General features: G+C 61.7%; 22 protein-coding genes and 1 tRNA gene. 7 read left to right on the top strand and 16 right to left on the bottom strand.

The features are described 5' to 3' along the window. Positions 1-38: 38 nt before the first annotated feature. Both NKJ58_RS13740 and NKJ58_RS13745 read right to left on the bottom strand, forming a co-directional pair. The gene (locus tag NKJ58_RS13740) at positions 39-191 is read right to left on the bottom strand and encodes a hypothetical protein (protein ID WP_023738556.1); all 153 of its coding nucleotides are present in this window, start codon (positions 189-191) and stop codon (positions 39-41) included. Between the two features lie 224 nt (positions 192-415). Further along, positions 416-757, bottom strand: coding sequence for a DUF2147 domain-containing protein (locus NKJ58_RS13745; RefSeq protein ID WP_023687258.1), 342 nt, complete (start codon positions 755-757; stop codon positions 416-418). A 437-nt stretch (positions 758-1194) separates the two neighbouring features. On the opposite strand from NKJ58_RS13745, the gene NKJ58_RS13750 reads away from it, so the two are divergent. Together NKJ58_RS13750 and NKJ58_RS13755 are read left to right on the top strand one after the other, a co-directional pair. Beyond that, positions 1195-1461, top strand: a complete 267-nt coding sequence (locus NKJ58_RS13750) for an SEL1-like repeat protein (RefSeq protein WP_006199745.1) — start codon at positions 1195-1197, stop codon at positions 1459-1461. Positions 1462-1847: 386 nt separating this feature from the next. Continuing rightward, a complete protein-coding gene (locus NKJ58_RS13755) occupies positions 1848-2969 on the top strand; it encodes an ABC transporter substrate-binding protein (RefSeq protein WP_023738557.1) in 1122 nt (373 codons plus the stop codon). A gap of 49 nt (positions 2970-3018) precedes the next feature. Here the strand turns inward: NKJ58_RS13755 and NKJ58_RS13760 are convergent, their stop codons facing one another. The 9 genes from NKJ58_RS13760 to NKJ58_RS13800 form a co-directional block, all read right to left on the bottom strand. Beyond that, a complete protein-coding gene (locus tag NKJ58_RS13760) occupies positions 3019-4995 on the bottom strand; it encodes an acetyl/propionyl/methylcrotonyl-CoA carboxylase subunit alpha (protein ID WP_023738558.1) in 1977 nt (658 codons plus the stop codon). A 49-nt stretch (positions 4996-5044) separates the two neighbouring features. Continuing rightward, positions 5045-5422 carry a hypothetical protein gene (locus NKJ58_RS13765; protein ID WP_023684512.1) on the bottom strand — a complete coding sequence of 126 codons (378 nt, stop codon included), beginning with the start codon at positions 5420-5422 and terminating at the stop codon, positions 5045-5047. Positions 5423-5467: 45 nt separating this feature from the next. Next, on the bottom strand, positions 5468-5842 hold the full coding sequence (locus tag NKJ58_RS13770) for a hypothetical protein (RefSeq protein ID WP_023670207.1): 375 nt from the start codon (positions 5840-5842) through the stop codon (positions 5468-5470). A gap of 120 nt (positions 5843-5962) precedes the next feature. Then, a complete protein-coding gene (locus NKJ58_RS13775; RefSeq protein WP_352853312.1) occupies positions 5963-6493 on the bottom strand; it encodes an O-acetyl-ADP-ribose deacetylase in 531 nt (176 codons plus the stop codon). Then, positions 6494-8101: a carboxyl transferase domain-containing protein gene (locus NKJ58_RS13780; RefSeq protein ID WP_352853314.1), complete on the bottom strand. Its 1608-nt coding sequence runs from the start codon at positions 8099-8101 to the stop codon at positions 6494-6496. Between the two features lies 1 nt (position 8102). Further along, positions 8103-9266: an isovaleryl-CoA dehydrogenase gene (locus NKJ58_RS13785; protein WP_352853316.1), complete on the bottom strand. Its 1164-nt coding sequence runs from the start codon at positions 9264-9266 to the stop codon at positions 8103-8105. 65 nt (positions 9267-9331) lie between these two features. Further along, a complete protein-coding gene (locus NKJ58_RS13790; protein WP_023735525.1) occupies positions 9332-9988 on the bottom strand; it encodes a TetR/AcrR family transcriptional regulator in 657 nt (218 codons plus the stop codon). A 69-nt stretch (positions 9989-10057) separates the two neighbouring features. Then, positions 10058-10348, bottom strand: coding sequence for an acylphosphatase (locus NKJ58_RS13795; RefSeq protein ID WP_023732008.1), 291 nt, complete (start codon positions 10346-10348; stop codon positions 10058-10060). A 145-nt stretch (positions 10349-10493) separates the two neighbouring features. Continuing rightward, on the bottom strand, positions 10494-11606 hold the full coding sequence (locus NKJ58_RS13800) for a pyridoxal phosphate-dependent aminotransferase (RefSeq protein ID WP_352853317.1): 1113 nt from the start codon (positions 11604-11606) through the stop codon (positions 10494-10496). Here NKJ58_RS13800 and NKJ58_RS13805 point away from each other — a divergent pair. Continuing rightward, positions 11605-11766 carry a hypothetical protein gene (locus tag NKJ58_RS13805; RefSeq protein WP_023687272.1) on the top strand — a complete coding sequence of 54 codons (162 nt, stop codon included), beginning with the start codon at positions 11605-11607 and terminating at the stop codon, positions 11764-11766. The two genes, NKJ58_RS13800 and NKJ58_RS13805, sit on opposite strands and share 2 nt — an antisense overlap. Before the next feature lie 91 nt (positions 11767-11857). Here NKJ58_RS13805 and NKJ58_RS13810 read toward each other — a convergent pair whose 3' ends face one another. The 3 genes from NKJ58_RS13810 to NKJ58_RS13820 all read right to left on the bottom strand — a co-directional run bounded on the left by NKJ58_RS13810 (position 11858) and on the right by NKJ58_RS13820 (position 13939). Next, entirely contained in the window at positions 11858-13030 is a 1173-nt protein-coding gene (locus tag NKJ58_RS13810; protein WP_023687273.1) for a porin, read from the bottom strand. 122 nt (positions 13031-13152) lie between these two features. Continuing rightward, the gene (locus NKJ58_RS13815) at positions 13153-13395 is read right to left on the bottom strand and encodes a GIY-YIG nuclease family protein (protein WP_023747471.1); all 243 of its coding nucleotides are present in this window, start codon (positions 13393-13395) and stop codon (positions 13153-13155) included. 453 nt (positions 13396-13848) lie between these two features. Continuing rightward, positions 13849-13939: transfer RNA gene (locus tag NKJ58_RS13820), tRNA-Ser, on the bottom strand. 464 nt (positions 13940-14403) lie between these two features. Here NKJ58_RS13820 and NKJ58_RS13825 point away from each other — a divergent pair. Together NKJ58_RS13825 and NKJ58_RS13830 are read left to right on the top strand one after the other, a co-directional pair. After that, positions 14404-15576, top strand: coding sequence for a porin (locus tag NKJ58_RS13825; RefSeq protein WP_352625976.1), 1173 nt, complete (start codon positions 14404-14406; stop codon positions 15574-15576). Positions 15577-15815: 239 nt separating this feature from the next. Continuing rightward, positions 15816-16892: a tyrosine-type recombinase/integrase gene (locus tag NKJ58_RS13830; RefSeq protein ID WP_352853318.1), complete on the top strand. Its 1077-nt coding sequence runs from the start codon at positions 15816-15818 to the stop codon at positions 16890-16892. A 59-nt stretch (positions 16893-16951) separates the two neighbouring features. Here NKJ58_RS13830 and NKJ58_RS13835 read toward each other — a convergent pair whose 3' ends face one another. Both NKJ58_RS13835 and NKJ58_RS13840 read right to left on the bottom strand, forming a co-directional pair. Beyond that, positions 16952-17854 carry an alpha/beta fold hydrolase gene (locus tag NKJ58_RS13835; RefSeq protein WP_352853320.1) on the bottom strand — a complete coding sequence of 301 codons (903 nt, stop codon included), beginning with the start codon at positions 17852-17854 and terminating at the stop codon, positions 16952-16954. Between the two features lie 311 nt (positions 17855-18165). Next, positions 18166-20199, bottom strand: a complete 2034-nt coding sequence (locus NKJ58_RS13840) for a lytic transglycosylase domain-containing protein (protein WP_352853322.1) — start codon at positions 20197-20199, stop codon at positions 18166-18168. Between the two features lie 278 nt (positions 20200-20477). Here NKJ58_RS13840 and dapA point away from each other — a divergent pair, with 278 nt between their 5' ends. Together dapA and smpB are read left to right on the top strand one after the other, a co-directional pair. Further along, positions 20478-21359 carry a 4-hydroxy-tetrahydrodipicolinate synthase gene (gene dapA / locus NKJ58_RS13845; RefSeq protein ID WP_352853324.1) on the top strand — a complete coding sequence of 294 codons (882 nt, stop codon included), beginning with the start codon at positions 20478-20480 and terminating at the stop codon, positions 21357-21359. Between the two features lie 25 nt (positions 21360-21384). Continuing rightward, on the top strand, positions 21385-21864 hold the full coding sequence (gene smpB, locus NKJ58_RS13850; protein WP_023670226.1) for an SsrA-binding protein SmpB: 480 nt from the start codon (positions 21385-21387) through the stop codon (positions 21862-21864).

Below are 21864 nucleotides of genomic sequence, written 5' to 3' on the forward strand. Positions count from 1 at the left end.
GCTTTTGCTTTTCTGTTTGGATCTATGTCTTTGTCGTCTCAGGGGCGAAAATGGTTCATGCAATCGAATTGGCAGGAACTGGCTGCATTCCAGGAACGGGCCGGACGGCCGGATTCGGCCACGAGGATGGCGAAGAGCATCCCGAACAGGCTCATCAACAGGCAGACGATGGTGAAGCGGCGAGCGAGCATTTGCGTAGTGTCTCCTTGAACACGCCATCAAATGCCCTGATGCGACTGAACCGGCGCTGATGCCGACGTTCATCTGCGGTTCAAAGTGATTGACGAGGTCTTAGAGAGAGCGTCGGTTCGGGTTTGCGCCGCCGCAAACGGCACGGTCGTCGCTATGGCGCGGACCGTCCTGCAAAGAAAACGGGGCCTGTGAAGGCCCCGTTGGTCAACTCAAAGCAGCAAGATCAGAGCTTGTGCCAGGTCTGGCTCTTGCAGATCAGCCCGCCGAGCACGCAGCCGCTCATTTTGAGCGAGGTGCCCGACAGTGTTGCCTTGCCCGAATAGGTCTTGTCGTTTGCCGGATCGGTGATGTTGCCGGCATATTTGTTGGCCCCGGCCGCCTTGAGCGAACCGATGGTCTTCCCGGCATATTTGCCGGTCTTCAGGGTGATGGAGAATGAACCGCTGCCGCCGATAACTGCTGTGTCGCCGGCTTGTGTCTTCCAATTGCCTTCGATCGGATCGGCCCAAGCCGCACCAGCCATCATCACGGCGGCCGCCAGGGCCAAGCTCACTTTGCGAAACATATCTGTCCTCCCTGGTTTAGATGGGGCAGCCGCCTCTCTGCCCCTTACGCAAACGTAAGCTAATCCAGCTCCCGGCAAAACAAAAGCGTGCCGCGACGGAAGGTTTCGCAATTTTCATGCGGGGTCGGGAGAGTGCAGCCCGTGGAAATGAAACGATCGAGGCGTTGGCTTTGGTTCGCGTGGTTAGCAGAGTGTTGATCGGCGCCTTGCAAATTTTCGTCAAATCGGTCGAGAAACGGCGGGATTGCTGACTTTGTATCCTTAACGAATTTCCGCGTTTACCTCTTGTTTTAGCTTTGTTTTCTCCAAATTAAGCACGCCATTTAACGACGGATTCAAGGCTCGGCCTCATTCTCGGAAGCATCGAAAGAGCGGCTCCCCAGGGAACACCGGGGGACAGAAGAGGCCCGCTCTCGGGAGCCAGACAGGGGACTAAAATGGCACGTTTTGAAATGCTTGAAGCCGGCTTCGGCGCCATGGGGGCAACTGCCCAGGCCGACATTCTTTTCGAACTGGGCATGATGTATGCGACCGGCCGCGATTGCGAGACCGATGTCGTTGCCGCCCACAAATGGTTCAACATCGCCGCCATCAAGGGCTCGGTCCGCGCCGCGGAACTGCGCTCGGAACTGTCGGCCGCAATGTCCAAGGTCGAGATCGCCAAGGCGCTGCGCGAAGCCCGCGAATGGATGACGATGCACTGAGATCGCGAGCAGATTATCGCAGGCAGATTATCGAAAACAGGGAAGCCCCGGGATCAAGACCGCAAAGACGGTCGGAACCGGTGAAACGACGAGGCCGCGACAAGACGGCCGACCATGAAAGAACAAGAACGCGGCAGGCCGGCACGGTCCAGTCGTGCACAATGGGGACGGCGGGCAGGTTTTCGTGGCGCGGGGGCGCATGGGGACTGCTACGAGCAAAAAGCCACGACCGGCCGGAACAGGCTGGCGTGGCTTTTTGCGTTGATGAGGCCCAATCGAGCGGCGCCGATGCGCCTAGACAGGCCCAATGAAGGATGAAATTGTCCCGCCTTCGGAAAGAAGCGCGGCCAGAGCGGCTGCGCGAGTGTGGGAGGAGTTCTATCACCATGAAAAAAACGGGTATTTTGAGCGCGGCCGTATTTGGCCTGATGATGAGCGCGCCGGTTGCCTTTGCCGATGACATCACCATTTCGGTGGTCGGCCCGATGACCGGACAGCTCGCCACGATCGGCGATCAGTTCAAGCAGGGCGCAACGGCAGCCGCCGATGCGATCAACGCCGCCGGCGGTGTCAACGGCTCGATAATCAAGCTCGACATCGAGGACGACCAGTGCGATCCCAAGCAGGCGGTTTCTGTGGCCAACCGGATCGTTGCCAACAGCGTCAAGTTTATTGACGGCCATGCCTGTTCAGGTTCGAGCATCCCGGCTTCCGCCGTCTACGCCGAGGCCGGCGCGCTGATGATGAGCCCGGCCTCTTCAAATCCCGAGCTGACCGATGCCGCCGCCAAGGCCGGCTGGCCGACGATCATGCGTCTCTATACGCGTGACGACGCGCAGGGCGCCTTCATTGGCCCGTGGATCGCCAAGAAATATGCCGGCAAGAATGTCGTTATCCTGCATGACAAGAGCGCCTACGGTCAGGGCGTTGCCGATGCCGTGAAGGCGACGATGAATGCCGGTGGCCTCAAGGAGATCGACTATGAAGGCATCAATGCCGGCGAGAAGGATTATTCGGCTCTCGTCACCAAGCTGAAGGACCTCAAGGCCGACGTTGTCTATTTCGGCGGCTATCACCCGGAAGCCGGGCTTATCCTGCGTCAGTCGGCCGAGCAGAGCGTCAAGTTCCAGCTGATCATGCCGGACTCGATCGCCTCGCCGGAATTCTGGCAGGTCGCCGGCCCCGCCGGTGAAGGCACCCTGTTCGTCTTCCCGTCGGACCCGCAGGCCAAGCCGGAAGCCAAGGAGGCCATCGCCAAGATCAAGGCGGGCGGCTTCGTGCCGGAAGGCTTTACGCTGTTCTCCTACGCCGTCGTTCAGGCGTTTGCAGAGGGCGTCAAGCGCGCCGGAACGGACGATCCGGTCAAGGTAGCCGAAGCGCTGAAGAACGGCACGCCCTTCAGCACCGTGGTCGGCGACGTGACCTTCGACGAGAAGGGCGATCTGAAGAACGCCAGCTACGACATCAACCAGTGGCACGACGGCAAATACGCACCGATCGCGCAGTAAGCGGCCGCGTACTCATGGAAATGGCCGGGCTTGTCCCGGCCATTTTTGTTCAAGCCTCCAGCCGGCTTGCAGCCTCTTCAACGAAGCGCACCAGCACCGTTCCGTCGGTGACCTGCGCGCCCTCTGTGGCGATTTCCGCGATCACGCCGTCATGGCTGGCCGCGATCGTGTGCTCCATCTTCATCGCTTCCAGGATCAACAGCGGCTGGCCCTTGATCACCCTTTCGCCCTTTGCCGCGCGCACCAGCTTGACCACGCCTGGCATCGGCGCGCGCAGGCTGCCGGAAGCGGCGGCCGCCTCGTCGGTGCGCGCCAGCGGATCCGGGACGAGGAAACTGTAGCCGACCGCGCCTTCGAACACGGTGACGTGGCCTGGCCAGCGGGCAAGGCGAGGGGCGGCGCGAAGATCATGCGAATTGACGCTGTCATAGGGCGCGTCCAGCGCCACCTCGAAGCGCCCGTCCGGCCGCACTGAAACACGCGCCAGTATATCGTCCTCGCCATGGCGCAGGCGCGTGCGGCGCGCAACGCTGTGGAAATGCGCATAGCCGGCAAGCGACGACCACGGATCGTTCGACGGCGGCAAAGCACCGGCGCCCGCCGCGGCAAGGGCCGCCGCGGCAACGATCTCGCTGCTCGGCGGGGCGACCGCGGTCAGCGCTTCCTGATGCCTGCCGATCAGGCCGGTATCGACATCACCAGCCGAAAAATCGGCGTTCGCGGCAAGTGCCGCGAGAAAGGCGGTGTTGACGGTCGAGCCGGCAATCTCGGTCTGCGACAACGCAGTCCCGAGCGCATCGAGTGCCGCCTGCCTGTCCTTGGCGTGGATGACCAGCTTGGCGATCATCGGATCGTAGAAGGGCGAGATCGCATCGCCGGCCCGCACGCCGGTCTCGATGCGCATGCTGGCGCCTTCGGGCGCGTTGTCGGGAAACGCCAGGTGATGCAGCGTGCCGGTCGCCGGCAGAAACCCTTTCGCCGCGTCCTCGGCATAGATGCGCGCCTCGAAGGCGTGGCCGGAAAGCGTGATTTCGCTCTGCGTCTTCGGCAGCTTTTCGCCGGCGGCTACCCGCAACTGCCACTCGACCAGGTCGGTGCCGGTGACCATTTCGGTGACGGGATGCTCGACCTGCAGGCGGGTGTTCATTTCCATGAACCAGAAGCGGTCGGCCTTCAGCCCTTGCGAGGCATCGACGATGAATTCGATGGTGCCGGCGCCGGAATAGCTGATCGCCTTGGCGGCCTTGACCGCCGCTTCCGTCATCGCCTCGCGCAGCGCCAGCGTCATGCCGGGCGCCGGCGCTTCCTCGATCACCTTCTGGTGGCGGCGCTGCGCCGAGCAGTCGCGCTCGTAGAGATGCACGGCATTGCCAAAATTGTCGCCGAACACCTGGACCTCGATGTGGCGCGGCTTGTCGACGTATTTTTCGACCAGCACGCGATCGTCGCCGAACGCGGCCTTGGCCTCGCGCCGTGCGCCTGACAGCGCTTCCGAAAAATCTTCGGGATGTTCGACGCGGCGCATGCCCTTGCCGCCGCCGCCGGCGCGCGCCTTGATCAGCACGGGATAGCCGATCTCACGCGCCTTGGACGCCAGCAGCACGATCTCCTGCGCCTCGCCATGATAGCCCGGCACCACCGGCACGCCGGCCTTTTCCATCAGCCGCTTGGCCGCATCCTTCAGCCCCATGGCGCGGATCGAGGCGGCCGACGGGCCGATGAAGGTGAGCCCTGCCGCCACCACCAGGTCGACGAAATCGGGGTTTTCCGAGAGGAAGCCGTACCCGGGGTGAATTGCTTCGGCGCCGGTCGCCAGCGCCGCCGCAACAATCTTGTCGCCGCGCAGATAGCTTTCGCCGACCGGCGAGGAACCGATACTCACTGCCTCGTCGGCCATTTTGACATGCAGGGCCTTGGCGTCCGCGTCGGAATAGACGGCAACGGTGCGCACTCCCATCTTCCTGGCCGTGCATATCACCCGGCAGGCGATCTCGCCGCGATTGGCGATCAGGATCTTGGCGAACATGGAGCCTCCAGAGTTTGTCTCGGGCGGCGCCGGTCTGGCAGGAATGAGCCTATTTCGAAGCCGCGATTTTGCAGCCGCCGCTCGCGGTCTGAACCTTCCACTTTTTCAGGCCAACCTGACAGCTTCGCAACGCCAACTCTTCCGCGGCCTTCTGAGATGGCGCGTTCAGCCGCGCACCGCAGATGATGTAAAGATCGTCGACGCGCGAGTAGAATGTGGTCGCGTAGGCCGAGTGGCCACTCGCCGCGACATAGGCGTTGTACGACTTCGTGCAGGGCTCCTTTGGATTCAGTGACAACGGAGGCCAGAATCGGGTGTCTCCCTTGCTGCCCGCCAGCGATCCAGCCGCCCCGATACCGGGTGCCGTAAATACGAGCAGGCCGGCAAGCATCGATACAGTAATTCGTTTGATGCGTGTCGATTTCATCTTGCGCCGCCCATTTGAAAAATGCCCAAGCCGATGCTTGTCGGCCTACTTCGATGCCGCAACTTCGCAGCCCGCACCTGTAATGACCTTGTAATGGCTGCGGGCGGACTCGCAGGATTTCATCGCCCGTTCTTCGGCAGCCTTCTGTGACGGTGCATTCAAGCCCGAGCCGCAGATGATGTACAACGAACGGATCCGGGCATAGGGCGTGGTCGCATAGGCCGAATGGCCGCCGGCGGCCACATAGGCGTTGTAAGCCATGGTGCACTGGTCTTTCGGGCTTTTCGGCAAATACGGATAGAAATGGATGTCGCCTTTGCTTCCCGCCAGCGATGCCGCGGCGCCAACGCCGGGTACCGCAAATATAAGCAAGACTGCAAGTACCGACGCAGTCGTCTTTCCCGAATATTTCGGCCTCATCTTTACCCCATCCCCGTTGCCCAATGCGGGATGAACAATAGCGTCTATTCTCCAGTGCCGCCAGCCTGCTCACCGAAAATTGCTTTTGCGTAGGTGGATGAACCATCTTATCCATGCAGACTAGCATCCTCCAATGGCAGCAACGGCTTGTCGGTATAGTTGAGCTGTTGGCTCGTCGAAGCAGCAGAAAATAACTGTTTCGGGCGTTGAGTTCTGTCCGACGAAGGTACCTGCGATGCCAACGGCAATCTGCGTCGCCTCATTTTTCGGATAACGGTAGATGCCGGTGGAGATCGCCGGAAATGCCACGGTCCGGCAATCCCTGGCGGCGGCGATTTCGAGCGACCTGATATAGCAGGAGGCGAGCAGCCCGGCTTCGCCTTTTCCGCCGCCTTGCCAGACAGGTCCCACCGTGTGGATGATGTAACGTGCCGGCAGGTGATAGCCCTTGGTAAGCTTTGCTTCGCCGACCTTGCAGCCGTTCAGCATCCGGCATTCGAATTCGAGCTCCGGGCCTGCGGCGCGGTGAATGGCGCCGTCGACGCCGCCGCCGCCCGGCAGCGAGGAATTGGCGGCGTTGACGATGGCATCGACCGCAAGCCTGGTGATGTCGCCGGTGTGGACATGTATCCGTTCGCCGAACTTGCTCATCTACATCCTGAACACGCCGAACTTCGTTTCTTCGATGTCGGCGTTGAGCGCGGCCGAAAGGCTGAGCGCGAGCACTTCGCGCGTTTTCCCCGGATCGATGATGCCGTCGTCCCACAGCCGCGCCGAGGAGTAGAGCGGGTGGCCCTCATGCTCGTATTTCATCAGGATCGGCTTCTTGAATTTCGCTTCCTCGTCCGCGCTCCACTCACCGCCCTTGCGCTCGATGCCCTCGCGCTTGACCACCGCCAGCACGGTCGCCGCCTGTTCGCCGCCCATCACCGAAATGCGCGCATTCGGCCACATCCACAGGAACCGCGGCGAGTAGGCGCGTCCGCACATGCCGTAATTGCCGGCGCCGAACGAGCCGCCGATGATCATGGTCACCTTCGGCACGCGAGCGGTGGCGACCGCCATCACCAGCTTGGCGCCGTCCTTGGCGATGCCGCCGGCCTCGTATTTCCGCCCGACCATGAAGCCGGTGATGTTCTGCAGGAAGATCAGCGGGATCTTGCGCTGGCAGCACAGTTCGATGAAATGCGCGCCCTTGACAGCACTTTCGGAAAACAGCACGCCATTATTGGCGATGATGCCGACCGGCATGCCCTGAAGATGGGCAAAGCCGGTGACCAGCGTGGTGCCGTAATTCTGCTTGAACTCGTCGAACTCGGAGCCGTCGACGACGCGCGCGATCACCTCGCGCACATCATAGGGCTGGCGCAAATCCGTCGGCACGATGCCATAGAGTTCACGCGGATCGTGAAGCGGCGGCGCGGGTTCCTGTAAGCTCAGGCTTACGGTCTTGCGCCGGTTGAGGTTCTTGACGATGCGCCGGCAAATCGCGAGCGCATGTTCGTCGTCCAGCGCATAGTGGTCGGCGACACCGGACAGCCTGGTGTGCACGTCGGCGCCGCCAAGCTCCTCGGCGCTGACATCTTCGCCCGTAGCCGCCTTCACCAGCGGCGGGCCGCCGAGAAAAATGGTCGCCTGGTTGCGCACCATGATCGTCTCGTCCGACATTGCCGGCACATAGGCGCCGCCCGCAGTACATGAGCCCATGACGCAGGCGATCTGCGGAATGCCGGCCGCCGACATGTTGGCCTGGTTGTAGAAGATGCGGCCGAAATGCTCGCGGTCGGGAAACACCTCGTCCTGGTTGGGCAGGTTGGCGCCGCCGCTGTCGACCAGATAGACGCAAGGCAGATTGTTTTGCAGCGCGATCTCCTGCGCGCGCAAATGCTTCTTCACCGTGAGCGGATAATAGGTGCCGCCCTTCACCGTGGCGTCGTTGACCACGACCATCACCTCGGTCCCTTCGACACGGCCGACGCCGGCGATGATGCCGGCCGAGGAAATCTCCTCGCCATACATGGACCATGCCGCGAACTGGCCGATCTCGAGGAAAGGCGAGCCGGTGTCGAGCAATTGCGCCAGCCGCTCGCGCGGCAACAGCTTGCCGCGCGAAACATGACGCTCGCGCGCCTCCTCCGAGCCACCGCGCTCGACGCTGGTTGCTTTCTCCGCAATGTCGGCAACCAGCGCCCGCATGCGCTCAGCATTGGCGCGGAAGGTTTCGGAGGAGGGCGAGATCTGGGTTTGGAGTACGGCCATGCTAAACCCCCTCCGCCATGATCTCGCGTCCGATCAGCCAGCGGCGAATCTCACTGGTCCCGGCGCCGATCTCGTAGAGCTTGGCGTCGCGCAACAGCCGGCCGGTCGGGTACTCGTTGGTATAGCCGTTGCCGCCAAGCAGCTGGATGGCGTCGAGCGCCATCAGCGTCGCCTTTTCGGCGGCAAACAGCACGCAGCCGGCAGCATCCTTGCGTGTCGTCTGGCCGCGATCGCAGGCAGCCGCGACAGCATAAACGTAAGCGCGCGCGGCGTTCATCGTCGAATACATGTCTGCAAGTTTGCCCTGCACGAGCTGGAACTCGCCGATCGGCTGGCCGAACTGCTTGCGCTCATGCACATAGGGGATCGCCACGTCGAGACAAGCCGCCATGAGCCCGAGCGGTCCGCCGGCGAGCACGGTGCGCTCGTAGTCGAGGCCCGACATCAGGACCTCGACGCCGCGGCCCTCCTCATGCAGCACATTGTCATAGGGCACCTCGACATTGTCGAACACCAGTTCGCCGGTGTTGGAGCCGCGCATGCCGAGCTTGTCGAGCTTTGGCGATGCCGAGAAGCCGGCCATCGTCTTTTCGACGATGAAGGCGGTGATGCCGTGCGATTTCCGCTCCGGATCGGTCTTGGCGTAGACCACCAGCGTTTCAGCGTCGGGGCCGTTGGTGATCCACATTTTCGAGCCGTTGAGCACATAGCGGTCGTTGCGCTTTTCGGCGCGCAGCTTGAGCGAGACGACGTCGGAGCCGGCGCCCGATTCCGACATGGCCAGCGCACCTGCCCTTTCGCCCGAGCACAATGCCGGCAGGAATTTCTCCTTCTGCGCAGGTCTCGCCCAGCGGTTGATCTGGTTGACGCAGAGGTTCGAATGGGCGCCGTAGGAAAGGCCGACCGAGCCCGAGGCGCGCGAAATCTCTTCCACCGCAATGACATGGGCGAGGTAGCCCATGCCGCTACCGCCGAAATCGGGATCGGCGGTGATTCCAAGCAGGCCGAGCGCGCCGAGTTCTTTCCACAGATGCGCGGGGAACTGGTTGCTGCGGTCGATCTCGGCGGCGATCGGCGCTATTTTCTCCTGGGCAAAGCGGCGCACCAGATCGCGCAGCGCCTCGATGTCCTCGCCATGCCCGAAGCTGAGTGTGTTCGTGTACATGCCGTTCCCTCCTGCCGCATGACCCCGAAATCAACTTTGATTTTCGGAAAGGATCATGCGCGAAATCAAAATGCTACAGCGTCATTTGCGCGTCCGAAGGGACGCGCGGCGCTGTAAGTCTTGCCGTCTATGTTCGCGCCAACCAGGCGCATTGTCATTGAAAGATATGTCGCCGTGACTTCAGCCATCGACAGCCGCTCGCCCGGCCGGAACCAGACGATGACGCCGGTCATCATCTGGATCAGCGCCATGGCAGTGAGCCCGGTGTCATCGACACTGAAGGCGCCGGCCTCCGCGCCGTCGCGCAGGATGGCGCGCAACTCCTTCTCATAGGCGGTGCGCATGCGAAGGATCTGCGTCAGCCGGTCATGTGACAGGCTGCGCAATTCCATGTTCGAGACATGGGTGGAGTGGCGGCGCTCGATGTGGAAAGCGATGTGGTTTTCGACATAGGCGGCAAGCCGCGTTGCCGGATCGGCAGCGTCGGGGCGTGCGGCGTCCCACGCTTCGATCAGCCCTTCCATATGTTCGCGCATCAGCGTGAACAGCAGGTCTTCCTTGGTCGGAAAATAGCGGTAGAGCGCGGCCGCCTGGACGCCGACCTCGGCGGCAAGCTGCCGCATCGACGTCGCCTCATAGCCGAAGCGGGCGATCAGGCTGACCGCTGCCTCGCGGACGGCCGCTTCAGTTTTTTCGCCGTCGGATCCCGTTGTGCGTGCCATGATCGTCTCCCGGTATTTAGTAATAAAACGAACGTTCAATTAATTCAAGCGGCAATAAAGTGGTTCCATCTAGACAATGATCCGAAAGTCGATGGGCGCGTCGAGGAGTTCGAATTCTTCGATCTCGACCCTCGAAACCGAAGCTCCCCTTGGCCCTTGCCGGAGCCGTTCGATCATTGTGGAAACCGCAGCATCGGCACCGGCAATCGAGGCCGTCACCGTGCCGTCTCGTTCATTGCGTACCCAACCTACGAGGCCAAGCCTTATCGCTTCGCGTCGCGCCCACATCCGGTAGCCGACGCCTTGCACCTTACCATGCATGCGCGCCTGCACCGCCTTTTGCCGGTCGTTATCTCCCATGCTCAAGAACTGGCGCGGGATCGGACGAAAGCAACAGCCTTGAAGGGTTGGATTGTTGTTGGATCGACGGAAGCCGGGGGCCCGGCTGATTCTGTTTTGGCCTTGGCGGCCTCGGCAGGCTCTGTTGCGATGGCAATCGGCGGGGCTAGTTTCCCCGCGCCGCGGCGAGTGCGCCGGGCAGTTCCTCGGCAAAGATGTGGAGTTCATGATCGAGGCCGACGCTGACCCGGATGCAACGTTCGAGCCTTGGCGCCATCGGCTTGCGGATGAAAACGTCGCGCGACAAAAGGTTTTGCAGCACTTTCAGCGCGAAGGCGCCGTCCTGGCCGCAGTCGATGGTGACGAAATTGGTCGCCGATGGCAGCGGCTTCAGCCCGTTCGTCTCCGCAATCCCGGCTATACGTGTGCGGCCGGCAGCGACTCGCGCCACCACGCTGTGCAGCCAGTCCTGGTCGGCCAGCGCCTCGACGCCGGCGATCTGCGCCATGCGGCTGACGCCGTAATGGTTGCGGATCTTCTCGAAGTCACGGATCACCTCGGCTTCCGCCACCGCATAGCCGCAGCGTATGCCGGCCAGCCCGTATGCCTTGGAGAAGGTGCGCATGCGGATGACATTGGGTCGCGCGACATCGATCGGCGGCAGCGCCGAGGCCGGCCCCAATTCGCCATAGGCCTCGTCGAGCACCAGCATGGTGGTTTCCGGCAACGCTTCGACCAAGCGGGTGATATCTCCTGCTTCCCACCAGCTGCCCATCGGATTGTCCGGATTGGAGAGATAGACCAGCGGCGCCTTCTCCTTGATGACTGCCTTGAGCAGGCCGTCCAGGCTTTCCTTGTCGTTCTCGTAAGGCACCGTGACCAGCCGGCCGCCGACGCCGGCAACGTGGAAGTTGAAGGTCGGATAGGCGCCGAGCGAGGTGACCACCGCGTCGCCAAGCGCGACATACATGCGCGCCACCAGGCTAAGCAGCCCGTCTATGCCTTCGCCGACCACGACGTTTTCGGCGCCGATGCCGAGATGGGCGGCCGCAGCCTGCTTCAGCTCGTAATTGTCGGGATCGCAATACATCCACTGGTCACGCGCGACGCGCTCCATACGGGCGATAACGCGCGGCGAAGGCCCGAAGCTGCTTTCATTGGCGCCGATGCGGGCGCGAAAAGCACGTCCGCGCTCGCGCTCCTGCGCTTCCGGTCCGACAAACGGCACCGTCGAGGGAAGCGCGCCGACAAGCGGCGTGAGGGCAGGGCGCTGGCGCATGGCAAAGGCTCACGAGAAGATGGGCCTTCTTGCTAGCGTGCCCAATAGGACGGCGCAAGTTCTGGCGCGGCTGGAAATAGTGGCCATCACGCCCGTGATGAAATCGGCGCGGGTGGCCACGCTCTACGACCTGACCGCCGGTAGGCGGCAACCCTTTTGAAGGCCAGCACTGCAGCCAATGGCGACGGGCGCTTCAAAAAGAAAACCCGGCGGTTGCCCGCCGGGTTCGATTTTCAGCCAGGCTGAGCGTCTTAGAACGAGCGCTGGAAGCGGAGGAGACCGCCGATGCTGCTCTTCTTGTCGGCGTTGGTGAAGTTGGAGAAATTGGCGTCGTCGAACTTGCCTGCATTGAGGTAGTCGACTTCGGCCGTGACCGTGAAGCCGGGAACAACGTCGTAGGCGATGTTGGCGGCAACACCGAGATTCTTCCATTCGTCATACGAGACCTGGGCATTGAACGAGGTCTTCTCGTTGATGGTGTAGGTGCCGCCACCCCAGAATGCCCAGTTGCCGCCCCACTGCTTGTAGAAGCCGCGGCCGCCAGCGTCGATCGCATAGCTCGAGTCCGTCAAATTGTCGTCGGTGCCGTAGCCGCCCATGATGAACAGCGACAGGTTCTGCATCGGGGTGATGTCCAACCGAACCTTGCCGGCGACTTCTTCATAGTTGCTGTCATAAGCGACGACGCCGGTGATGGCGCCCCAGCCCTGCGTGTACTTCACGCCGCCGACGACATGCGGAACGTAGCTGTCGATGGTGTCGAAGCCCGAGCCTTCTTCGAGAGAGACGACGGCCGAGAAGCCGTTGCCCGCATCGAAGTAGTACTGGACGACGTTGGTGTCGAAGTCGCCGTAGGGAACGAGCGTATCCTGAAGGACGTTGCCGGCGTAGCCGATGAACGTGTCGAAGGCCGATTCGTCTTTACCGACGCGCAGACCACCGAGCTGGATCCAGGCGAAGTTCAGCGAAACGTTCTTGTTGCCGGCAGGGTTGGAGTTGAACTCGTCTGCTTCCGTTGCCGGATCGTCTGCCGACGGATAGCCGTTACGATTGCCGAAGTTGAAGCGGGTCTCGGTGTAGGTCTTCAAGGTGCCGAGTTCGGTTTCCTGGCCGGTCCAGGTCTTCAGCGTGAAGCGGGCGTTCTTGTAGAAGGTATCCTGCTCGTCGCCATCCTTATGGTCGAAGGACCTCGCACCGTCGAACGAGCCGACGTCGCCGGCGCCGATGTCGTAGCGGACATAGCCGCCGATGCGCAGGCAGGTTTCGGTGCCGGGAATGTAGAAGTAGCCGGCGCCGTAGACGTCGCAAATCTTGACGTATTCAGCCGGTTCCGGCTCGGCGACGACGACGGCGTCGGCGGCACGCGCACCGGAAACTGCGATCAGGGCCGCAGCGGAGCCGAGGAGAAGGCTCTTAATGTTCATTTTCTGACCTCCAGTCAGAATCGAACAAGACAGTGAAGCCGGCGACAGGCGTTTTCGCTGTAATCAGTTGTTATTGTTGAGGTCTATTGAAAAATGGAACTTTGCTGCGGGTGATGCGGCCATCACCACAGGCGCTTGTTTGCGGAGGCATGCCCTGAACCGGATTTGAGATAGCGCTCGAATGAAGCTGCCTTGCCCTGGTTCGAAAAGGCCATATAGGTCACGATCCGCCACGGCAGAAACTTGGATGTATGGCTGGATTTCCCCGCATTGTGCTCGACAAGCCGTCGTTTCAGGTCCGTCGTTATGCCGATATAGCGTTCGCGTTCGGCAGCCGCACTCTCCAGAAGATACACATACCACATGAGCTGCTCTTACCACATGAGCTGCTCTCCTTTGCCGGGCGTCGAAGGGCATCCTCTCCGCCATCCTGCTTCGCGCTGAGGTGGGCTTGTCCTGCGAAGCTCGAAGAGCGAAGCAGGACTGCCAATCGAATTTTGCAAGGGATTGTCTGGGCTTACGCTGTGCGGCACGTAGCACACCACACGGTCCGGCCCTTCTACGCCAAGGCTTCGGAGGGCATCCTCTCCGCCATCCTGCTTTGCGCTGAGGGTTGGGCTTGTCCTGCGAAGCTCGAAGAGCGAAGCAGGACTGCCAATCGAATTTGCAAGGGATTCTCTGGGCTTACGCTGTGCGGCACGTAGCACACCACACGGTCCGGCCCTCCTACGCCAAGGCTTCGGAGGGCATCCTCTCCGCCATCCTGCTTCGCGCTGAGGGTTGGGCTTGTCCTGCGAAGCTCGAAGAGCGAAGCAGGATGGCGGAGAGGATGGGATTCGAACCCACGAGAAGCTTTTGACCTCTACTCCCTTAGCAGGGGAGCGCCTTCGACCACTCGGCCACCTCTCCGTTGCGCCGCTGGATAGAGAAAAGCGCCGGCACAATCAACAAGCCGGCGCGATAATCGTTGAAAAATCCGCATTCGGCCGCAGCGGCGCCTTTTGCATGCGGCGATTCTACGGCAGTTCCCTGGCTGGCGAGTCGGCGACATGGCCGCAATTCTGGCCGGCCATCGCCGGATTCGGCCGCATTGCGCGGCGCTGGATAAGGCTTGCGGGCCCTTCGATGGTTAATGAGAGCTTTCTGACTGAGGCCAAATCGTGTCATTTGTGCAACAACGCATGGGGATAGCGCCCGCATAGCCCTTTCGCCGGTACGATCGTGGTTGAACGCCGCCGCCTCATGGGTAATGTCGATTTCGAAGGAGCGGCGCGGTGCGCATCTTTTTCGGTAGTGGGGATGGGGCAGGGAACGCTGTCCTTCAGCAAAGAATACCCAGACCCGTTTTTTAACTTTTGACTGGAGGTCAGAAAATGAACATTAAGAGCCTTCTCCTCGGCTCCGCTGCGGCCCTGATCGCAGTTTCCGGTGCGCGCGCCGCCGACGCCGTCGTCGTCGCCGAGCCGGAACCGGCTGAATACGTCAAGATTTGCGACGTTTACGGCTCGGGCTACTTCTACATTCCCGGCACCGAAACCTGCCTGCGCATCGGCGGCTATGTCCGCTACGATATCGGCGCCGGCGACGTCGGCGCATTCACGGGTGCGGAGTCGCTCGACCACGAAGATGGTGACGCGCAGGACACCTGGTACAAGAATGCCCGCGCCACCTTCAAGACCTGGACCGGCCAGGAAACCGAACTCGGCACCTTGAAGACCTACACCGAGACCCGCTTCAACTTCGGCAACAACAATCGGTACGCCACCAACATCGCTGATGATCCGGCCACACCCCTCGTCGATGAAACCGCTTTCGATAGCAATCCGGCCGGCATGAAGAGCGTTTCGCTGAACTTCGCCTGGATCCAGCTCGGTGGCTTGCGCGTTGGTAAGGACGAATCGGCCTTCAATACGTTCATCGGCTATGCCGGCAACGTCATCCAGGATACGCTGGTCCCCTACGGCGGCTTCGACACCAACGTCATCCAGTACTATTTCGATGCGGGCAACGGCTTCTCCGCCGTCCTCTCGCTCGAAGAAGGCGCTGGCGTCGTCGGCACCATCGACAGCTATGTTCCGCATGTCGTCGGCGGTCTGAAGTATACGCAGGGCTGGGGCGCCATCACCGGCGTCATTGCTTACGACAGCAACTATGAAGAAGTAGCCGGCAAGGTGCGTTTGGACGTCACCCCGATGCAGAACCTGTCGCTGTTCATCATTGGCGGCTACGGCACCGACGACAATCTGTCGGATCCGACCTGGGCAATCCCGGCCGGCGGCCGCGGCTTCTACAAGCAGTGGGGCGGCAACTGGGCAGTCTGGGGTGGTGGCACCTACACCATCAACGAGAAGACCTCGTTCAACGTCCAGCTTTCGTATGACGAGGACAAGAACTTCGGCGCCGCGGCGAACATCGCCTATGACGTCGTCCCCGGCTTCACGGTCACGGCCGAAGTCGACTACATCAACGTTGGCGACTCCGATTGGACCGATGCCCGTGATGACGACGCCATTGGCGGCATGCTCCGCTTCCAGCGCTCGTTCTAAGGGCTAGCTTTAAACAGGTGAATACCAGCCCGGGCGATTCAACGCCCGGGCTGTTTTGGTTCGTGACTGGGTCAAGACAAGCAGAAGGAACAGGGGGAATCGGCAGCTGAACAGTCCGTAGGGTGAGTTCGTGGGATCCGCTGATGGTGGATGAATTCACAACTGCGTGATTAAATCTCTTGAAAGGACGCTTCCAAGCGGGTAGGTCTGACTCTATCCACTCGGGGGTGTGGCAATTTATGACCATCGAAGCGATACAAGAGGGCGACCCCTCCGAACATTTCTCAATGTTCTCTTCTCAAAATGCGAAGATAAAATACAGCTACAACAAGATCAGAGAAGTAAAGTCGCACCGGGTCGGAGAGCTTTTTTCAGCGTACCGAGACATACTCTGGGATGATGGGCGACATAAGTACAATGTCAGCTCCTTCATCGGCGAAATAGACGAGATTCTCCTCGGAGAACGGTTCAGCGCCTTCGACCAGAGCACCCTTGACAACCTTATCGGCACCTTGCGCCAGCGCGGCAACAGCAACGCAACCATCAATCGAAAGATGGCTGCCCTCAGCAAACTGCTGCGCAAGGCTTACAAGATGGGGGATATCCACAGCCTGCCCGAGTTCCGCCGCCAGAAGGAGCGGGCGGGACGGATACGTTTCCTCGAAAGGGACGAAGAAGCAAGGCTGTTCGCCGCCATCAGGACCCGCAGCGAGGATGCCTACCGTCTTTCATGCTTTCTCGTGGACACCGGATGCCGTCTCGGCGAGGCGCTCGGACTGATCTGGAACGACATCCAGGAACACCGCGTCTCGTTCTGGATCACCAAATCCGGCCGCAGCCGCACCATCCCGATGACCGAGCGGGTCAAGGAGGTGATCAAACTGCCGCCCTCAGAGGGCCGCCGGCCCAAAGGTCCGTTCACCAAACTCAGCCAGGCGCAGTTTCGCGCCATCTGGAACGATGCCAAGGCCGAAGTCGGTCTCGGCGCCGACGACCAGGTGGTTCCGCACATCTTGCGTCACACCTGTGCCTCGCGTCTGGTCCAGGGCGGCATCGACATCCGCCGCGTGCAGATGTGGCTCGGCCACCAGACGCTTTCGATGACCATGCGCTATGCGCATCTGGCCACCAACGATCTCGACGGCTGCGTTGTCGTGCTGGAAACGGCCCGCGGCGAGGGGTTATCCGGCGATGGAAAAAGCTCGGCCTTCGCATCGCCGCTGACCACGGCCTCAGTGCCAGCGCCTGCTCAAAAAAGTAAAGCGGCAGCGGCGAAGGCACCCAAGGCGCCCCGGAAAAGCTCGAAAGCCAAATAGTTACCCAAGGCTTTCATATACTGCCTCGGCAACCCCAGGATCATCTTTGATCTTGGGGTTTACTTTTTCTGGGCCGCATTTGGTACTCCATTCAGGAAGGCCGCGATAGCGCCCGGCAAATTGCCTGTCTCCAGGAAGGGGGCATGGCCTTGGCCCTCGACGGTGGTCGCTTCCATGCCGGGATGACGCTTTTGCATCTCGTCGAGTGTGTCGGCCGACAAGAGTTTCGAGTTGGCGCCGCGAATGGCAAGCAAAGGTATCGCCGCCAGCGCCTCGAACTGTGGCCACAGATCCGGCAACGGCTTGCTGAGGTCGAGGCCCGCCACCGTCTCGACCAGTTGGGGGTCGAAATCCGGCAACAGGAGGCCTTCGTCCGTCTCGCGGTAGACGGCCGACACCATCCGCTCCCAATCCGCCGCGGTCAGAGCGGGAAAATCCGCGTCGTGCGCGACGCGTTGCGCATCGATCGCCTCATGGCGGCTCTTCGGTTCCGGTGCCGGGTCGAGATAGGTTTGGATATGGGCCAGCCCCGCGGCCTCGATCACGGGTCCGATGTCGTTCAGCACTATGGCTTTCAGTATGGCTGGCCGCAGCGCGCCGAGCACGTGGATGATCAGTCCGCCACGCGATGTGCCGATGAAGGCCGCTTCCTCGACGTCCAGGGCAGCCAGCCCGGCGAGGACATCGCCGGCCTCGATGCCGATAGTGTAGTGGCCGATATCAGGGTCGTAAGCGGACTGGCCGCGGCCACGGTAGTCGAAGGCGATGACCTTGCGCGGATTGTCGGCCCGCTGTGACAAATAAAGCGCCAACTCATGAAAGTCGCGCGCGTTGCGGGTCAGGCCGGGCAGGCAGACCACCGGCCAGTTTCCCGAGTTTGTCTCACCGTAGATGCGAGCGTGAAGTCTGAGGCCGTCCGGCGCTGTGTAGAAGAAATCGGAAAAGCCGTCGGTGCTCGACATATTGAAAGGACTCCCTGGCCGGATTGTCTCCGTCTGCTACAGGCGAGGGTGGGAGCGGTCAAATCGAGGGTTGTCGGCAAGCTGACACTCTTGGAAATGTCGGAGGGACAGCGCCCCCCTCTGTCCTGCCGGACATCTCCCCCACGAGGGGGGAGATTGGCGGTTCAGGCGCTACGCCCTTCCTTCGACGTTGGAGATTGGCGAAATCGGCAACGACAGCTGATCTCCCCACTCGTGGGGGAGATGGCCGGCAGGCCAGAGGGGGGCGCGAAGGATCGCCAACGTCTGCCCATGGCGACAGCTCTGCCGCCTCAACCCCGCCCGTTCACCAAATCCCCAACGATGTCGTACTTCCCCGAAATACGCATCTTGTAGACCTCGTAATTCTCCATCACGCGCTGCACGTAACTTCTTGTTTCGGTGTAGGGAATCCGCTCGATCCAGTCGACGACGGCGTCGATGCCCTTGCCGCGCGGGTCGCCGTACTTGGCTACCCATTGGCTGGCGCGGTTGGGGCCGGCATTGTAGCCGGCGAAGGTCAGCACATAGGAGCCGCCGAAGCGGTCGAGCTGCTCGCCGAGGAAGGCAGCCCCCAACGTCGCATTGTAACCGGCATCGCTGGTCAGCCGATCCTGGGAAAAGCTCAGTCCTGCCTTCTTCGCCAATTGCTTGGCAGTGCCCGGCATCAGCTGCAGCAGGCCGCGCGCGCCGGCGCTGGAGACGGCGCCGACATTGAATTCGCTTTCCTGGCGAGCGATCGCATAGGCCAGCGCCTTGCCGGAGCCGGAAATGTCGGCGGTGTCGGGAATGACGCCCAGCGGATGCGACAGCGCGCCGACGTCGATGCCGCGCGCGCCGGCGATCTTGCCGATCTTCAGCGCCATGAAATGATTGCCCTGCTTTTCCGCCAGCACCGCAAGCAGCGCCAGCTCGCCGGGACTGGTCAACTGCCCGGCGAGATCGCGGTAGAGCGTCTCGGCATATCGGTCGTAGCCCGCCTCCTGCAGCCGCTTGATGGCGCTGACCGCTTCGCGGCCGTCAAAGCTTTGGCGGTCGGCAGTGCTTGGCTCGGGATAGGCGATGTTCAGCGTGCGCAAGCCAACCCGTTCCGCCGCCAACTGGCCGTAGAAAGTGGTGCCATAGGCCGCCGCCTTGGTGAAATAATCCTTCGCATTGCCGGGACCGCCGGCTTCCGCCGCGCGGCCAAGCCAGTAATAGGCGCGTGACAGCGACATCGGTCCCTGCGCGAGATCGGCGATGCGGGCAAAATGGGTCGAGGCCATCGCAGGATCGTTGAGGCCGCGCAGCGCATACCAGCCGGCGTGGAATTCCGCCTCGGCGGCACTCGCGGGACTTTCGGCGGCGTGCGCGGCAACGATCTTGTAAGCGGTCTTCCAGTCGCCCTGATCGACCAGCGCGCGCGACAGCACGCGGCGCTCGACCCACCAGGCATCGGGATCGACCAGCGCGTCGCGGTTCGTTGGCGCTTTCATTACCACCGCGGCGGCGTCCGCAAACTTCCGCTGCTTGCGCAGATATTCGGCTTGCGCGAAGAAATAGCCGGCCGATTGCTGTGCGGCAGGCACTGCTTTCAACAGCTTGGCCGCGTTCTTGTCGCCACGCGAGGCGGCGGCCCAGGCATCGGCCAGCGGTTGCGCGCCGGCAAGGGCTGCGACCCGCAGCGCCGAATTCTCCCGGTCGGCATAAAACATCCGTTCCATGCGGAAACGATGGTCGGCAGCCGGAATGATGGCGCCAAACTCCTTGCTGACGGCCGCCTCGTCCCTGGCTTCCAGCTTCTCGGTGCGCCAGAATGGCGACAGCACGGAAAGCGCAGCCTTGGTGTTGCCAAGAGCTAAATAAGAACGGGCAAGGATGACCACGCCTTGAAAGGTCAGCGGCTGGCTGCCGTCAAAGGCTTTCACCACGGTCTGCGGCGAGGGGTTTTCGCGATAAAGCGCGCGCTCGCTGTTCTTGCGCAGAGCGATGGTGCCCGGCCAATTCGGCAACATCTTTGCGGTATCGGCAATCTCGCTGCTCGGCACACGGTCGCCGCCATAGAGCGCGATCGCCCAGGCCAGGATATGGCGGTCCAGCGAACTGGCCGGCAATGTTTCGCGCACCGCTCGTGCCGCGGCGATATCGCCGGTCGCCAACGCGTCGAGACTGCCTTTCAACACGGCGATATTGGCGGAGGGCGCATCGGTCTGCGCTCCATCTTGCATGTCAGGCATCGGGATCGATGAGGTCGTCTGCTCGTCGACGCTCTCGTTTGCCGCCGTCCCCACTATCAGCAGGGCAACGGCGCCAAGCAATATGAAGCGGAGTGGCCGACTGGCCGGCATGATCCTGATCTTTCCCTGTTGCGGCACTTTAGATGGCAAGCCCAGGTGCCCGAGAGCCTAGACTTAGGTCGTGAAGAGCTCGTAAACAAAGGGTTATCGAGGCCGTTCGAATTGCGCTTGCTGGCACCATCGGCATGCTTGCCGCGCAACAGTGTCGAGACTATGGTGCGCGGCTTAGCTTTCGGCTAGAAGGCGCCCGATGCATGTCGCCCAAAAGCGGGAACCGGTTTTGGGACGATGATACGCATAAACAAACAAGTTCCAAGGAGTTGGACGACATGCTGAGAGGCTCGCTTACTGCGCTCGTGACGCCGTTCGAAAAGAGCGGACGTTTCGACGAGAAAGCCTTTCGCGCTTTCGTCGAATGGCAACTTGGCGAGGGCACGACGGGCCTCGTCCCGGTCGGCACCACCGGTGAGTCGCCGACGCTGTCGCATGACGAGCATCGCCATGTCGTCAAGGTCTGCATCGATGTGGCCAAGGGCCGCGCTCCGGTCGTCGCCGGCGCCGGCTCCAACAACACCGCTGAAGCGGTCGGTCTGGTGCAATATGCCGAGCAGGCGGGCGCCGATGCCGCTCTGGTCGTCACGCCTTATTACAACAAGCCAACACAGCGCGGCTTGTACGAGCATTTCGCCGCTGTCGCCAGGGCGACCAAGCTGCCGATCATCATCTACAACATCCCGCCGCGCTCGGTGATCGACATGATGCCGGAGACGATGGGCAGGCTGGCGCGCGACTTCCAGAACATCGTCGGCGTCAAGGATGCCACCGGCAAGGTCGAGCGCGTGTCCGAACAGCGCGCCACCTGCGGCAAGGATTTCATCCAGCTTTCAGGGGAGGATGCCTCGGCGCTCGGCTTCAACGCCCATGGCGGCGTCGGCTGCATCTCGGTGACGTCGAATGTCGCGCCGCGGCTGTGCGCCGAATTCCAGGAAGCCACACTGTCCGGTGACAGCGCCAAGGCGCTGGAATTGCAGGATCGTCTGTTGCCGCTGCACAAGGCGATCTTCCTTGAGCCCGGCCTGTGCGGCGTCAAATATGCGCTGTCGAAGATTGGCAAGGTCGAGAACGTGGTGCGCTCGCCGCTGGTGACCATCGAGGCGTCGACCGCCGAGAAGATCGATGCGGCGATGAAGCACGCCGGCTTGATAAACTAGGGATGAGGCGCCACCTCTCCACATCATGAACCAAGTCAGAAAAGCCGATCCAAACAACAAAACCGTTGCGGAAAACCGCAAGGCGCGGTTTTCCTATGAGGTGCTCGACACCGTCGAGGCCGGCCTGGTGCTGACCGGCACCGAGGTCAAGTCGCTGCGCCAGGGCCAGGCCAACATCCAGGACAGCTACGCCTCGGTGGAGGGCGGCGAGATCTGGCTGATCAATTCCTATCTGCCGGAATACCTGCAGGCCAACCGCTTCAACCATGAGCCCAGACGGCGCCGCAAGCTGCTGCTCAACAAGCGCGAGATGGCAAAACTTGCGCAGAGCATCGACCGCGAAGGCATGACGCTGGTGCCGCTGAAAATCTACTTCAACGACCAGGGCCGTGCCAAGCTGCTGCTCGCCGTCGGCCGCGGCAAGAAACTGCACGACAAGCGCGAGACAGAAAAGCAGCGCGACTGGTCGCGCGAAAAGGGCCGGCTCATGAAGGAACGCGGCTAG

This window comes from Mesorhizobium sp. M0139 (genome assembly GCF_040322455.1).
In the GTDB taxonomy this organism is placed as follows: Bacteria; Pseudomonadota; Alphaproteobacteria; order Rhizobiales; family Rhizobiaceae; genus Mesorhizobium.